Source organism: Aeromonas sp. S41-2, from assembly GCF_027705845.1.
Classification (GTDB): Bacteria; Pseudomonadota; Gammaproteobacteria; order Enterobacterales; family Aeromonadaceae; genus Aeromonas; species Aeromonas hydrophila.
In genome coordinates, this window is the sequence record NZ_JAPDCG010000013.1 from 13,741 (window position 1) to 27,384 (window position 13,644).

Consider the following 13,644-nt stretch of genomic DNA (forward strand, 5'->3'; position numbering starts at 1 on the left):
TCGGGGGCTGTGATACACTCCGCCCACTGATACCGCCACACAGTCGATACCATGCAGATCCTCCTCGAAGACCCCGCCAAGGCGCCCCAGGCCGAAGCCCTGGCCAGCCAGCTCGGCCAGACCGACCTTCCCCAGTTTGCCCTGGTGTTCACCGCGGCGCGGCTGGAGCTGCGCAAGCTGGACGAGCCCAAGTTGGGTGCGGTCTACGTGGACTTCGTCGAAGGAGCGGTCGCCCATCGCCGCAAGTTCGGCGGCGGCCGTGGCCAATCCATCGCCAAGGCGGTGGGACTCAAGGCGGGTGCCATGCCGCGCGTGGTGGATGCCACCGCCGGGCTGGGGCGCGATGCCTTCGTGCTCGCCTCCCTCGGCTGCAAGGTGACCATGATCGAGCGCAGCCCCGTGGTGGCCGCCCTGTTGCAGGACGGGCTGGCGCGGGCCGCGCTGGATCCCGAGATCGGCCCCTGGGTGCGCGAGCGGATGCAGTTGCTGCACGGCCCGGCGGTGGAGACCTTGTTGGGGCTGACCGAGCGGCCCGACGTCATCTACCTCGATCCCATGTTCCCCCACAAGCAGAAGTCGGCGCTGGTGAAAAAAGAGATGCGGGTGTTCCAGTCGCTGGTGGGGCCGGATCTTGACGCCGATGCCCTGCTGCCGGCGGCGCTCGCCATGGCGGACAAGCGGGTGGTGGTGAAACGGCCGGACTACGCCGGCTGGCTCAACGAGCACAAGCCGAGCATGGCCATCGAGACCAAGAGCAACCGCTTCGATGTCTACGTGATGGCGGCGCTGGTGGGATAACGCCGCACGCGAGGGTAAAAGAAGAGGGCCAACCCGATGGGGTTGGCCCTCTTGCCATCTATTGGCTGTCGGCTGGGGCCGGCGGGGCAAAGCGGATCAGCTTCTCCTCCCCCTGCCAGCTGAGCGCCATGGTGGCCAGCTCCGCCAGGCTCAGTCGCTCGCCACCGTGCAGCAGCAGGTACTCGACCCCTGCTCTGGCCTCGATGGTGCGTATCCTGTCCGCCCACTGGCGGCCATCCCGGCCGGTGAGGGTGACCGGCAGCTGCCAGCTGGCGGCGATCTCCAGCCAGTCGTAGAGATCGCAACTGATGGGTTGATAGGTGCTCATGTGCGGGTCGCCCTCTGGTCGCCGGTTACTGGAAGTTGATGCTGGTGGCGGGCGCCACCACCGGCTGGGCTTTCTGCACCTGTTCAAGTTGCAGCGGGTCGCCGGCCAGCGCCGGATCGTCCTCGTTGCCATTGCAGACCAGCGCCAGATCGTAGCTGCCGAGATTAACAAATCCCAGTTCGTAACCAAAGCCGCCACCGCTTTGCGGCAGCACGGGCGCGCTGGCATAGAAGCCGTTGTCGCTGTCCGCCATGTCGGGGTAGTTGTCATCGCTTCTGGGCTGGTAGAAGTAGACGAAGGCCTTGTCGGTCAGCTGGCCACCGCACAGCCCGGCCGCGACCGTGCCTTTGACGGTGGTGACCTGGGTGTTGTTCACCAGTCGCACCCCTCTTGGCTTGAGCTTGTAGTACTGCTCGTGGCCCGGCAGCACCATGGCCTGGCGCAGATCGAACTCGGTGGTGAAGGCGCTGAGGCCGTTGGCGGCGATGGTGAAGGCATCCAGCTTGAGTTCGCTGCTGGGCACCTCCAGCGGCTTGATCACCCCATCATCCCGTTTGACGTAGGAGTAGGGGGTGCCATCCAGAAACTGGTTGGCAACCTCTCGTCCGTCCAGCACCCGCAGCCGCATCTGGCTGTAGTCGCCGGGCACCACGCTCTGGCTGGCCAGCAGCGGGCGGCTGACGGAACCCTGGTAGTGCAGCAGGTCGATGTAGGTGAACAGCGGCCGGCCCGCACTGTCGAGCGGGATGGTCTCGCCGCTCGGGGTGCAGCCATCGTCCTGGGCCGAGGTGAGGAAACTGGCGGTGGTCCAGCTCTGCTCGGTACCGGCGACGGGGTGGATGCTGATGTTGGCGACGGCGATGCAGACCTTGCTGACGGCATCCACCGGGGCGTCGGAGAAGGCCAGCGAGAGCTGGGCCTGTTGCGGGCTGTTGTTGTCGCCGCCGCCTCCGCCGCCACAGGCGGTGAGCAGGGCGGTCAGGCCGATCAGGGTCAAGGGTTTCATGGCGTCCATTCCGGTTGTGAAGACAACCCTACTCTAGTCGAGCGGTGCTAATGGCGCAGGTGGCAGCCAGCGGGAAAAGGATGAGGTCGGTGCGCCAGCCCAATGAAATCAAGGGGCAGCTTTGAACGGCGCCAGTCATGGCTGCGAAAGAGATTGTCGGAACGGCGGGGCGGGTAGTTGGGGCACTGATTGGGCGAGGCCCAATCAGGCTTCCAGCAGCCGGGTGGGCCAGCCCATCTTCTGCTGGCGTTCCACCTCGAAGCGCAACTCGCTGGCGCGCAGGTAGTGCTCGTCCAGCCAGCCACTCGGCAGGGTCAGGGTCAGCGCATCTTCATCGGCTTCGAGGGTGAAGCGGGGCACTGTGCCCTGGGTGCGGCGCATGCAGAGGATCAGCGCGATGCGCAGGATGCGGGCCAGCCGGATCGCCTGGCGACCGGTGACGGCACCCTGCTTCTCCAGTGGTTCCAGCTTGAATTCGTCCCGCTGGTTGAACAGCAGGGCCGACAACAGCTTCTTCTGGGCCGGGGTAAAGCCAGGCATGTCGATGTTGTCGATGATGTAGGCGGCGTGTTGCGGCGCCTTCTTGTACTCGATGCACAGACCGATCTCGTGCAGCAGGGCCGCGTAGCGCAGGATCGGGCGCCCGTAGCGTTTCGAGAGTCGCCAGGCCGGCTGCAGCTGGTTGAACGCCTCGACGGCGGTGTCGCGCACCCGTTCGGCGTGCTCCTTGTCCAGCTGGTAGCGATTGATCAGGCTGTCGGCGGTGCGATCGCGGGCATCACAGTCGTGATTGTTGCCGAGCAGGCCGTAGATCAGGCCTTCACGCAGGGCGCCACCCGCCAGGGTCATGCTCTCGATGTTGAGGGTTTCGAAGATGGCGATCAGGATGGCGAGACCGGAGGGGAACACGGTCAGCCGTTCGGCCGCCAGTCCTTCCAGTTGCAGCTGGTCGAGCTTGCCGCAGGCGATGGCCTGACCCATCAGCTCCTGCAGCTTGGGCAGGGTGACCCGCTCGCTCTTTCCTTGTGCCAGCATGATCTCTTGCAATGCCTGCACCGTGCCGGAGGCACCGACACAGGTACGCCAACCGAGCGCACGATAATCTTCCGCCACCTTCTCCAGCACCGCCTTGGCGGCAGCGATGGCCTGCTTGAAGCGGACCTCGGAGAGCTCGCCGTCACCGAAGTGGTTGTTGAGCCAGGTGACGCAGCCCATGTGCAGGCTGTTGAGCAGTTTCGCTTCGCTGTGCTCGCCGATCACCAGCTCGGTACTGGCGCCGCCGATGTCGATCACCAGCCGGTTGCCTTCCCCGGCCGAGGTCCAGGAGACCCCCTCATAGATGGTCTTGGCCTCTTCCTCGCCCGAGATGATCTCGATGCTGTGGTTGAGCACCCGTTCCGCTTCGCTGAGGAATTCGTCGACGTTGGTGGCAAGGCGCAGGGTGGCGGTGCCCACGACCCGGATGTTGTCGGCCGGAATGTCCTGCAACTGTTCGGAGAACAGGCGCAGGCAGTCCCAGCCCCGCTCCATGGCGGCACGGCTGAGACGAAACTCCGGATCGAGCCCGGCGGCGAGGCGAACCTTGCGCTTTACCTTGGTGACGGTGCGCAGGGCACCGGCGACCTCGCGCACCACCAGCATATGAAAGCTGTTGGAGCCGAGGTCGATGGCGGCATAGAGCGGCGAGTTGTGCAACTGGGCCAGTCCTTTCAGCTCTTGCGGGGCGGACGACGGCGGTTGTTGCTGTTGCCACCGCCCTGGCGATCGCGCATGTTGCGGTTCACCGGCTGACGGTTGCGGAACACCCGCTTCGGTGCGGTCACGTCATCCAGCAGCGCCTCGCGGTCATACTTGCTGACCGGGATGGGGTGGTGGATGTACTCCTCGATGGCCGGCAGGTTGAAGGCATAGTCTTCACAGGCCAGGCTGATGGAGTGACCGCTCTTGCCGGCACGACCGGTACGACCGATGCGGTGTACGTAGTCTTCGGCGTCGTCGGGCAGGTCATAGTTGAAGACGTGGGTCACGTCCGGGATGTGCAGACCGCGGGCGGCCACGTCGGTGGCAACCAGGATGTCGACCGTGCCCTTGGTGAACTCTTCCAGGATCTTCATCCGCTTCTTCTGCGGCACGTCACCGGTCAGCAGGCCGACGCGGTGGCCGTCGTTCTCCAGCCAGGCATGAACGTCTTCACAGACGTGCTTGGTGTTGGCGAAGACGATGGCTTTCTCCGGCCACTCCTCTTCCATCAGGGAGAGCAGCAGCAACATCTTGTCTTCGTTGGAGGGGTAGAACAGCTCCTCCTTGATCCGCACGCCGGTCATCTGCTCCGGCTCGATCTGTACATGTTCCGGGTGGTTCATGTGTTCGTAGGCCAGCTCCTGCACCCGCAGGGAGAGGGTGGCGGAGAACAGCATGCTCAGACGCTCGGTGGCGGGCGGCATGCGGCGGAACAGGAAACGGATGTCCTTGATGAAGCCGAGATCGAACATGCGATCCGCTTCGTCCAGCACCACGACCTGAATATTGCTCAGATCGATGACCTTGGACTTGAAGTAGTCGATGATGCGGCCGGTGGTGCCGATCAGGATGTCGACGCCCTGCTCCAGCACGGCCAGCTGCTTGTCGTACCCTTCGCCACCGTAGGCGAGGCCGAGCTTGAGGCCGGTCGAGGCGGACATGCTCTCCGCATCGTTGTAGATCTGGACCGCCAGCTCCCGGGTCGGGGCCATGATGATGGCGCGCGGCTGGTTGATGAGGCGCGGCTTGGTCAGCGGATGGGTCAACAAATAGTTGAAGGTGGCAGCCAGGAAGGCAAGGGTTTTGCCGGTCCCTGTCTGGGCCTGACCGGCGAGGTCATGACCTTCTACCAGCAGTGGTAGAGACAGTGCCTGGATGGGGGTGCAATAGTGAAATCCCTTTGATTCCAGACCAGCCAGAACTTCGGGTTCGAGGCCCATTTGGGCGAATTTGTCGGTCGTTAAATGTGTTTTGCTCATGGCGGTAGGTTATCAGGTTAGGCTTGCAATAATAAACAGGATCATTTCAAATAGGGCAACTATTGCCTTTGTTGATACGTCAATAAAGCCTTAATTACTGACTGGAGTTGGAGATGAGTGACAAGATTGTTCAGCTGAGCGATGCCAGCTTCGAGGCAGATGTAATCAAAGCCGATGGCGCCGTTCTGGTCGACTTCTGGGCCGAATGGTGTGGTCCGTGCAAGATGATTGCCCCGATCCTGAACGAAGTCGCCCAAGAGTATGCCGGTCGCGTGACCGTGGCGAAATTGAACATCGACCATAACGCCGACACTCCGCCCAAGTATGGCATTCGTGGTATTCCGACCCTCTTGCTGTTCAAGAATGGCGAAGTGGCAGCGACCAAGGTCGGTGCCCTGTCCAAGACTCAGCTGAAAGAGTTCCTGGACGGTAACCTGTAATAATCAAAGAGGAGCGCATTGCAATAATGCGCTCCTTCTGTTTTATCACCTAGACGCTCACCCCGATTGGTGCTAATTTATCGCTCGTTTGCTAACCTTTTTGCCTGACTCTTTGCTCACACATCAGCCTGGCAAATCAAATCCGATCAGCATCAATCCAGCAGACTGTCTCCTCATTTCAATCCTTGCTTACAGACTTTCACCACTATGAATCTGACTGAATTAAAGAACACTCCTGTGTCCGAGCTGGTACAGCTTGGCGAATCCATGGGGTTGGAAAATCTGGCTCGGGCGCACAAGAAAGACATTATTTTCGCGATCCTCAAGGCGCACGCCAAGGGTGGCGAGGATATCTTTGGCGACGGTGTGCTGGAAATCCTGACCGATGGTTTCGGCTTCCTGCGTAGTGCAGACGGCTCCTACCTGGCCGGCCCGGACGACATCTATGTCTCCCCGAGCCAGATCCGCCGTTTCAACCTGCGTACCGGCGATACCATCTCCGGCAAGATCCGGCCGCCGAAAGAGGGCGAACGTTACTTCGCGCTGCTCAAGGTCAACGAGGTCAACTACGACCGTCCGGAAAACTCCCGCAACAAGATCCTGTTTGAAAACCTCACTCCGCTGCACGCCAACGAGCGTCTGCGCATGGAACGGGGTAACGGTTCTACCGAAGACATCACCGCCCGCGTACTGGACCTGGCTTCCCCGATCGGTAAAGGCCAGCGCGGTCTCATCGTCGCACCGCCCAAGGCCGGTAAGACCATGCTGCTGCAGAACATCGCCCAGAGCATCGCCTACAACCATCCTGACTGCGAACTGATCGTCCTGCTGATCGACGAGCGTCCGGAAGAAGTGACCGAGATGCAGCGCATGGTGAAGGGTGAAGTAATCGCCTCCACCTTCGACGAGCCGGCTTCCCGTCACGTCCAGGTCGCCGAGATGGTGATCGAGAAGGCCAAGCGCCTGGTCGAGCACAAGAAGGACGTGGTGATCCTGCTGGACTCAATCACCCGTCTGGCCCGTGCCTACAACACCGTCATCCCGTCATCCGGCAAGGTACTGACCGGTGGTGTGGACGCCAACGCCCTGCACCGTCCGAAGCGCTTCTTCGGTGCCGCGCGCAATGTTGAAGAGGGCGGCAGCCTGACCATCATCGCCACCGCGCTGATCGATACCGGCTCCAAGATGGATGAAGTCATCTACGAAGAGTTCAAGGGTACCGGCAACATGGAACTGCACCTCTCGCGCAAGATTGCCGAGAAGCGCGTCTACCCGGCCATCGACATCACTCGTTCCGGCACCCGCAAGGAAGAGCTGCTGACCACCGGCGACGAGCTGCAAAAGATGTGGATCCTGCGCAAGATTGTGCACCCGATGGGCGAGATCGACGGCATCGAGTTCCTGATCGACAAGTTGGCCATGACCAAGACCAACGACGAGTTCTTCGACGCCATGCGGCGCCAGCAGAAGTAACCGACTCGAAAATCATCAAACCGCGGCCCAGGTCGCGGTTTTTGTTTATCTATTTTACGGTCGCCTGAGTAGTATGAAACCTCGATGTCACAAGGATAGGGACGTCATGAAGCATGTACTCCTGATATTGCTGAGCTGGCTGCTGGTGCTGCCGGTCGGGGCTGCCGAGACGCAGTCTCCCCGGGCGGCACTGGTGGCCGACGAGGGGCTGCAGGGTCACCTCGACTACCTGACCGGCCGGCTGCAGCTGGGGCAGTTTGCCGCCATCGATACCCTGCTGGACTCCCTGGCGGTGGGGCAGCGGGAGTATCTGCTGTGCCAGCTGCTGGCCACCCTCAATAGCCAACCCAGGGCCACCAGTCCACAACTGCTGGCCTGGGTGCGCGCCCAGTCGTTCAAGGCCCCCAGCTGGCTGGTGGAAAAAGAGGTGGACGGCTTTCTGGTGCAGCAACCCGCCTACGACTTTGCCGCCGTCGCGCGGCAGGTGTTGAGCCGCTGGCAACAGCAGGCCTGGCAGGACAACTATCGCCAGCAGCTGGAAGAGGGCACGTTCGAGTTCAAGCAGATCTACAACAGCCGCAATCCTGATCTGGCCCAGCAGCAGCCGGCGCTGCTGACCGTACTCGATCGGCAGCCGCTTCCGCTCCTGCAACGGGAGGCGCACACGCTGGCCGCCATGAGCATCTTCCTGCCCGACAACCGGCTGCTGCGGCTGCTGGCCGAGCGTACCGGTGACAGCGCCCTCTATCAGAAGCTGTGGCATCAACCGGTGGATCACGACAGCGTGGCCGCGCTCGCCAGCGTGAGCCGTTTTCATCAGGGCCAGGCGGCCAGCGATCTGCTGATTGCCGCCAGTCGCAATGCCCGACTCAAGCTGCCCGCTCTGCAGCAACTCAGTCAACTTTCGCCGCTGCCAGACACGGCCCAGCAGTTCCTGCTGGCGGAGCTGGGCAATCGCCAATACAGCGGTCAGGTGGCCAGCCTGCTGCTGCAGATGGACGAACCCAGGCTGCTGGCCCAGCTTGCCGATCGGCTGACCCGGCAGGAAAAGCGCCATGCAAGTCCGGTGATGCTGCCCGATTCGGGTACACCCGCCGCCCGCCCAGGGTTATAATGCGGCATCGCCTGAACACAGGGTACCTGCATGAAATACAAGGATTTGCGTGATTTCATCGCGCAGCTGGAACAAAGCGGACAACTCAAGCGCATCAGCCGCGAGATAGACCCCTATCTGGAGATGACCGAGATCAGCGACCGCACCCTGCGGGCGGGCGGCCCTGCCCTGCTGTTTGAAAATCCAAAGGGTTACGCCATGCCGGTGCTGACCAACCTGTTCGGCACCCCGGATCGGGTCGCCATGGGCATGGGCCAGCCCAACGTGGCCGCCCTGCGCCAGGTGGGGATCTGGCTCTCCTACCTGAAGGAGCCGGAGCCGCCCCGTGGCTTCAAGGAGCTGATGGAGAAGCTGCCGATCTTCAAGCAGGTGCTCAACATGCCGACCAAGCGGCTCTCCTCTGCCCCCTGCCAGCAGCGGGTGCTGGAGGGAGAGGCGGTCGATCTGGACCAGATCCCGATCCAGCACTGCTGGCCCGGCGACGTGGCCCCGCTGGTGACCTGGGGTCTGACCATCACCCGCGGCCCCTACAAGAAGCGGCAGAACCTCGGCATCTATCGCCAGCAGAAGATCGGCAAGAACAAGCTGATCATGCGCTGGCTAGATCACCGCGGCGGTGCCATCGATTTTCGCGAGTGGCAGGAGGCGCACCCGGGTGAGCGCTTCCCGGTGGTGGTGGCGCTCGGTGCCGATCCGGCGACCATCCTAGGCGCGGTGACGCCGGTGCCGGATACCCTCTCCGAATACGCCTTTGCCGGTCTGCTGCGTGGCAGCCGCACCGAGGTGGTGAAGGCCGTCAGTTGCGATCTGGAGGTGCCCGCCAGCGCCGAGATCGTGCTGGAAGGCTATCTGGAGCCGGGCGAGATGGCCCCCGAAGGGCCTTATGGCGATCACACCGGCTACTACAACGAGGTGGACGAGTTCCCGGTGTTCACCATCACCCACATGACGATGCGCAAGGATGCCATCTATCACAGCACCTACACCGGCCGTCCGCCCGATGAGCCGGCGGTGCTCGGGGTGGCGCTCAACGAGGTGTTCGTGCCGCTGTTGCAGAAGCAGTTCCCCGAGATCGTGGACTTCTACCTGCCGCCGGAGGGGTGCTCCTACCGGATGGCGGTGGTGACCATCAAGAAGCGCTACCCTGGCCACGCCAAGCGGGTGATGCTGGGGGTCTGGTCCTTCCTGCGCCAGTTCATGTACACCAAGTTCGTGATCGTCTGCGACGACGACATCAATGCCCGCGACTGGAAGGACGTGATCTGGGCCATCACTACCCGGATGGACCCGGCCCGCGACACCACCCTGATCGAGCACACCCCGATCGACTACCTGGACTTCGCCTCGCCGGTCTCGGGGCTCGGCTCCAAGATGGGCCTGGACGCCACCAACAAGTGGCCGGGGGAGACCAATCGCGAGTGGGGCCAGCCCATCGTGCAGGACGAGGCGGTCAAGCAGAAGATCGATGCCCTCTGGGACGAGCTGAACATTCTCGGCTGAAGACCGGCGGCAGGCCCGACGGGCCGTGCCGCCTGGCCGGGATGCAAAAGATTGATGCCATTTGAGCTGAATTGGGTATGCTCGACTGACCTGACCACTTTGCTGGTCGCCAGTCCACAGTGAATCAAGAGCGAAAGCGGGCCGAGCGAGCCCGTCACAAGGATAAGAATGCAACGTATCAAGTGCCGCGTAGAGGAACTGCGCGAATATGTCGACACCATCTGGCACGTGGCCCTGACGCCACTGCAAGAGGTCAGCTTCAAGCCAGGCCAGTATCTGCTGGTGGTGATGAGCGATTCGGACAAGCGTCCCTTCTCCATCGCCAACTCGCCGACCCGTCCGGGCATGCTGGAGCTGCAGATCGGCGCCACCCCGGAAAACGCCTATGCCAGTCAGGTGCTGGCCCGCATGCGCGAGCAGGGGGAGATCGAGATTGAACTGGCGGCGGGCAAGGCCTTTCTGCGGGAAGAGTCACCCCGGCCGCTGATCCTGATGGCGGGTGGCACCGGTTTCTCCTATGCCCGCTCCATTCTGGAATACCTGATCGATACCGGCAGCAAGCGCCCGGTGTTCTTCTACTGGGGCGTGCGCCAGGCGCACTGGCTCTACGAGCAGGAGCAGATGCAGCAGTGGGAGCGCGACTACGCCCCGCTCACCTTCATCCCGGTGGTACAGGAGCCGGAAGCGGACTGGACCGGCAAGACCGGGCTGGTGCACAAGGCCATCATGGATGATTTCGTCAGCCTGCACGACTACGACATCTATGTCGCCGGTCGTTTCGAGATGGCAGGCGCGGCGCGGGAGGAGTTCAAGATCCTGGGCGCCGAGCCAGAGCGCATCTTCGGCGACGCCTACGAATTCATCTGAGTTCGGCATGAGGCCGGTCACATAGCGTGACCGAGGCGGCCTCGCTGAATCAGCCTGCTGCTTGCCTTGCGGCAGGCCAGAAACAACAAACCCCAGCCTGGCTGGGGTTTGCTTTATGGGCGACCTGCGTTATTCGCCCTTGGCACCGAGCTGCTGCTCGAGCTGGGCCAGCTTGGCCTCGAGCGCGGTCAGCTTCTCGCGGGTGCGCAGCAGCACCTTGGTCTGCACGTCAAACTCTTCGCGACTGACCAGATCCAGCTTGCCCAGCTGGGACTGCAGCACCTGACGGATCTTCTTCTCCACCTCTTCACCCATGCTGCGAATGCCGGGCGGCAGGGAGTTGTGCACCTGTTTGGCGATCTCTTCCAGTTTCTTCGGGTCGATCATGTGGTTCTCCTTAAGCAATGCGCCATTCTACCGGCAATTGATCCGCTTTGCCGAGATCGAGGGTCGCTTTTTGCCAGCTGCCATACGGGCAGTCGCTGGTCGGGTCTGGTATTCGGGATGAAGCTGTTAACCTATCGAGTCCCGTTTCTATTCCAATTCCTTGATGCTGTACACAAAAAAAGCAGATCAGATAACCGACCAGAGGCTTAATAATTGTTGCGTTGCTGTTAAGATGTACCGGTCGGGTTCTCACCCAACTCAGTCAGCATTTCATGGATAACAACTAAAAAGAGATAAGGATATGAAAAAGAAGCTAATTTATGCCGCGGTTGTCAGTGCTATGCTGGCTGGCTGTGGTGGCAGTGACGATAACAAAGGCGACACCTCCAGCTATCTCGACTATCTGTTGACCGGTTCCAACGCCGTGCGCCCCAGTGCTCTGGCAGCCCGGGCCAGCGATGGCACCCTGAAATTCTCCACCGAAACGGCAGATCTCTCCAACCCGGTCTCGGCCATGTCGACCCTGGATGGCTGGTCCACGACCCAGGCTATCCAGATCGTGCCCGTGACGTCATCCGGCATCCAGGTGCAGGCCCCGGCCGCGGCGGAGTTTGCCGCTTCGGTCGCGCCGCTCTACCTGCTGGAGCTGAGCTTTGACAGCGCCGCCCTGCGCCCGAACGGCGTGAAGAAGGTGCTGACCTACGGGGTGGACTTCGTGGTGGCCGCTTCGGCCGGCAAGCTGAACCTGGTGCCGCTCAAGCCGCTGAATCCCTCCTCCTACTACATGATCGTGGCCACCGACTCCCTCAAGGACAGCAGCGGCAACGCGGTCAAGGCCGGCAACGACTACGGCAACTACAAGAACAACGTCGGCAGCAATGCCCAGGAGCAGACCATCAACGGTCTGATCGCCCTGCAGGAAGGCCTGTTCAAGGCTGCCACCGGCGTCTCCACCGATCACGTCATCTTCTCTGACTGGTTCGGTACCCAGTCCGGTGCCGACGTGCTGGTGGCGGTGAAAGGGGCTGCGGCGTCCGTGCTGAAGAGTCCGACCCTGGATGCGGCCGCCCTGTGGAAGCAGGATGCCAAGGGTAACACCAGCCTGCCGGGCACCTATACCCTGAGCGTGACCGGCAACAACCCCTTCCTGACCCAGCTGGACGCAGAGCAGTTCCTGCCGCCGGAGCAGAAAGATGCGATCGCCACCGCCTTCGGCCCCGGTGCTCAGCTCTACCCGATTGCCCAAGGAACCAAGGTCTATACCGGCACCGTCAAGCTGCCTTACTTCCTCGCCTCGCCGGCCACCGCCGGTTCCTGGGACAAGGCCAAGACCCAGTCCTGGCACGGCGCCATCCCCAGCCTGTATGCCATCGCCAATGCCCTGAAAGCCTCCGACAGCGAAGTGATCGCCGGGCTGGTGGGCGCGGGTGTGGATCCTGCCCTGCTGGCGACGTTGATTGCCGATCCGACCCGTCAGGCCGAGCTGCTGGCCGAGGCGAGCAAGCTGATCGGGGTGACCCTCACCTCCGGCGGCAAGCCGCTGGATGCCGAGCAGAACATCGGCCGCTTCAACCCGCTGCCCATGCTGGAAGAGGTGCAGTCGGTGCCGATGCGCATCTTCGCCAAGGATGACCTCAACACCATCACCGACGTGATCATCTACCAGCACGGCGTCACCTCGGTGAAAGAGAACGCCTATGCACTGGCGCTGGGCCAGATCTATGCCGGCATGCAGGCAAACAGAAAGGTGGCGCTGGTGGTGATCGATCACCCACTGCACGGTGAGCGCGGCTTCGCCCTGAGCGGCAGCATGGCGACCGTGACCACCTCCGACAACCCGACCCCGTATCTGAACCTGAGCTACCTGACCGTGGCCCGCGACAACCTGAAACAGAGCGTGGCGGATCTGCTGGGCCTGCGTCTGGCGGTCGGTCTGGCCAATGCCAAGGGGTTGGGAACCCAGATCGGGGGGGCAGGTCTCAAGGTGCACTTCCTGGGCCACTCCCTGGGTGCCATCTCCGGTACCAACCTGCTGGCGGTTGCCAACCAGCCCATCGGCAATGCGCAGGCGGATGCCCTGTTCAAGTTCGATACCGGCGGCCTGGCCATGCCGGGTGGCGGCATCGCGCCGCTGCTGCTGAACTCGCCGACCTTCGGCCCGACCATCAAGATGGGCGTGCTGACCAGCGGCAGTGCCGAGCTGAAAGCGGGCTTCACCGCCTACGCACCCAACTGCAAGACCGCGGTGCCGACCTGCTTCGTCAACGAGTTCCTGCCAAGCCTGAGCACTACCCAGCAGGCGGCGGCGGCCAGCACGTTGCAGAGCTACAGCTTCGCGGCTCAGTCGGTGCTGGATTCGGCTGACCCGATCAACCTCGGCAGCGGCATCAAGAGCGACTTCCGGTTGTTCGCTACCGAGATCGTCGGTGATGGCGCGCTGAGCCTGTCTGACCAGGTGATCCCGAACAGCATCGCCTCCGCCCCGCTGGGTGGTACCGAGCCGCTGTTCAAGGTGCTGGCTCTGCAGCCGCTGACCGCCACCGGTGCGGCCAGCCACAACGCGGCCCGTTTCGTGGCCGGTGGCCACAGCTCGCTGCTGGCGCCGGACGAGAACTTCGACCCGAACGGCGATGTGACCACCGAGATGCAGTCCCAGTTCGCCAGCTTCTTCATGAGCGGCGGCACGGCAGTTGTGGTTTCCAAGCCTTATTTGCTCAAGCAGTAAGCCAGTT

The 13,644-nt window shown here is 62.5% G+C and carries 12 protein-coding genes; 7 read left to right on the top strand and 5 right to left on the bottom strand.

What is annotated here, in order from left to right; translation table 11 throughout:
• Window positions 1-51 precede the first annotated feature (51 nt).
• Entirely contained in the window at window positions 52-798 is a 747-nt protein-coding gene (locus tag OKC44_RS20260; RefSeq protein ID WP_270814791.1) for a class I SAM-dependent methyltransferase, read from the top strand.
• Window positions 799-856: 58 nt separating this feature from the next.
• On the opposite strand, the gene OKC44_RS20265 is transcribed toward OKC44_RS20260, so the two are convergent.
• The 4 genes from OKC44_RS20265 to rhlB form a co-directional block, all read right to left on the bottom strand.
• Window positions 857-1,126 carry a Rho-binding antiterminator gene (locus OKC44_RS20265; RefSeq protein WP_139389030.1) on the bottom strand — a complete coding sequence of 90 codons (270 nt, stop codon included), beginning with the start codon at window positions 1,124-1,126 and terminating at the stop codon, window positions 857-859.
• Between the two features lie 25 nt (window positions 1,127-1,151).
• Window positions 1,152-2,132: a DUF4382 domain-containing protein gene (locus tag OKC44_RS20270; RefSeq protein ID WP_270814793.1), complete on the bottom strand. Its 981-nt coding sequence runs from the start codon at window positions 2,130-2,132 to the stop codon at window positions 1,152-1,154.
• Between the two features lie 204 nt (window positions 2,133-2,336).
• The gene (gppA, locus tag OKC44_RS20275; protein ID WP_065480373.1) at window positions 2,337-3,827 is read right to left on the bottom strand and encodes a guanosine-5'-triphosphate,3'-diphosphate diphosphatase; all 1,491 of its coding nucleotides are present in this window, start codon (window positions 3,825-3,827) and stop codon (window positions 2,337-2,339) included.
• A 14-nt stretch (window positions 3,828-3,841) separates the two neighbouring features.
• A complete protein-coding gene (gene rhlB / locus OKC44_RS20280) occupies window positions 3,842-5,131 on the bottom strand; it encodes an ATP-dependent RNA helicase RhlB (RefSeq protein ID WP_043165727.1) in 1,290 nt (429 codons plus the stop codon).
• A gap of 113 nt (window positions 5,132-5,244) precedes the next feature.
• Here rhlB and trxA point away from each other — a divergent pair, with 113 nt between their 5' ends.
• From trxA to fre, 5 genes are all read left to right on the top strand, one after another.
• Window positions 5,245-5,571 carry a thioredoxin TrxA gene (trxA, locus tag OKC44_RS20285; RefSeq protein ID WP_005307306.1) on the top strand — a complete coding sequence of 109 codons (327 nt, stop codon included), beginning with the start codon at window positions 5,245-5,247 and terminating at the stop codon, window positions 5,569-5,571.
• A gap of 207 nt (window positions 5,572-5,778) precedes the next feature.
• Window positions 5,779-7,044: a transcription termination factor Rho gene (gene rho, locus OKC44_RS20290; protein WP_005307308.1), complete on the top strand. Its 1,266-nt coding sequence runs from the start codon at window positions 5,779-5,781 to the stop codon at window positions 7,042-7,044.
• Between the two features lie 106 nt (window positions 7,045-7,150).
• On the top strand, window positions 7,151-8,158 hold the full coding sequence (locus OKC44_RS20295; RefSeq protein ID WP_270814796.1) for a hypothetical protein: 1,008 nt from the start codon (window positions 7,151-7,153) through the stop codon (window positions 8,156-8,158).
• Window positions 8,159-8,188: 30 nt separating this feature from the next.
• Window positions 8,189-9,658, top strand: coding sequence for a 4-hydroxy-3-polyprenylbenzoate decarboxylase (gene ubiD, locus OKC44_RS20300; RefSeq protein WP_029305255.1), 1,470 nt, complete (start codon window positions 8,189-8,191; stop codon window positions 9,656-9,658).
• A gap of 168 nt (window positions 9,659-9,826) precedes the next feature.
• Window positions 9,827-10,525, top strand: a complete 699-nt coding sequence (fre, locus tag OKC44_RS20305) for an NAD(P)H-flavin reductase (protein ID WP_270814798.1) — start codon at window positions 9,827-9,829, stop codon at window positions 10,523-10,525.
• Window positions 10,526-10,654: 129 nt separating this feature from the next.
• On the opposite strand, the gene ubiK is transcribed toward fre, so the two are convergent.
• The gene (gene ubiK, locus OKC44_RS20310; protein WP_005307315.1) at window positions 10,655-10,912 is read right to left on the bottom strand and encodes a ubiquinone biosynthesis accessory factor UbiK; all 258 of its coding nucleotides are present in this window, start codon (window positions 10,910-10,912) and stop codon (window positions 10,655-10,657) included.
• A gap of 301 nt (window positions 10,913-11,213) precedes the next feature.
• Here ubiK and OKC44_RS20315 point away from each other — a divergent pair, with 301 nt between their 5' ends.
• On the top strand, window positions 11,214-13,637 hold the full coding sequence (locus OKC44_RS20315) for a VolA/Pla-1 family phospholipase (protein ID WP_139393786.1): 2,424 nt from the start codon (window positions 11,214-11,216) through the stop codon (window positions 13,635-13,637).
• Window positions 13,638-13,644: the final 7 nt, after the last annotated feature.

Excerpts from the sequence above, each read along its gene's own strand:
- ubiK (WP_005307315.1), bottom strand. The coding sequence starts at position 10,912 with ATGATCGACCCGAAGAAACTGGAAGAGATCGCCAAACAGGTGCACAAC.
- ubiD (WP_029305255.1), top strand. The coding sequence starts at position 8,189 with ATGAAATACAAGGATTTGCGTGATTTCATCGCGCAGCTGGAACAAAGC.
- OKC44_RS20270 (WP_270814793.1), bottom strand. The coding sequence starts at position 2,132 with ATGAAACCCTTGACCCTGATCGGCCTGACCGCCCTGCTCACCGCCTGT.
- rhlB (WP_043165727.1), bottom strand. The coding sequence starts at position 5,131 with ATGAGCAAAACACATTTAACGACCGACAAATTCGCCCAAATGGGCCTC.
- OKC44_RS20265 (WP_139389030.1), bottom strand. The coding sequence starts at position 1,126 with ATGAGCACCTATCAACCCATCAGTTGCGATCTCTACGACTGGCTGGAG.
- OKC44_RS20295 (WP_270814796.1), top strand. The coding sequence starts at position 7,151 with ATGAAGCATGTACTCCTGATATTGCTGAGCTGGCTGCTGGTGCTGCCG.
- OKC44_RS20260 (WP_270814791.1), top strand. The coding sequence starts at position 52 with ATGCAGATCCTCCTCGAAGACCCCGCCAAGGCGCCCCAGGCCGAAGCC.
- trxA (WP_005307306.1), top strand. The coding sequence starts at position 5,245 with ATGAGTGACAAGATTGTTCAGCTGAGCGATGCCAGCTTCGAGGCAGAT.
- OKC44_RS20315 (WP_139393786.1), top strand. The coding sequence starts at position 11,214 with ATGAAAAAGAAGCTAATTTATGCCGCGGTTGTCAGTGCTATGCTGGCT.
- rho (WP_005307308.1), top strand. The coding sequence starts at position 5,779 with ATGAATCTGACTGAATTAAAGAACACTCCTGTGTCCGAGCTGGTACAG.
- fre (WP_270814798.1), top strand. The coding sequence starts at position 9,827 with ATGCAACGTATCAAGTGCCGCGTAGAGGAACTGCGCGAATATGTCGAC.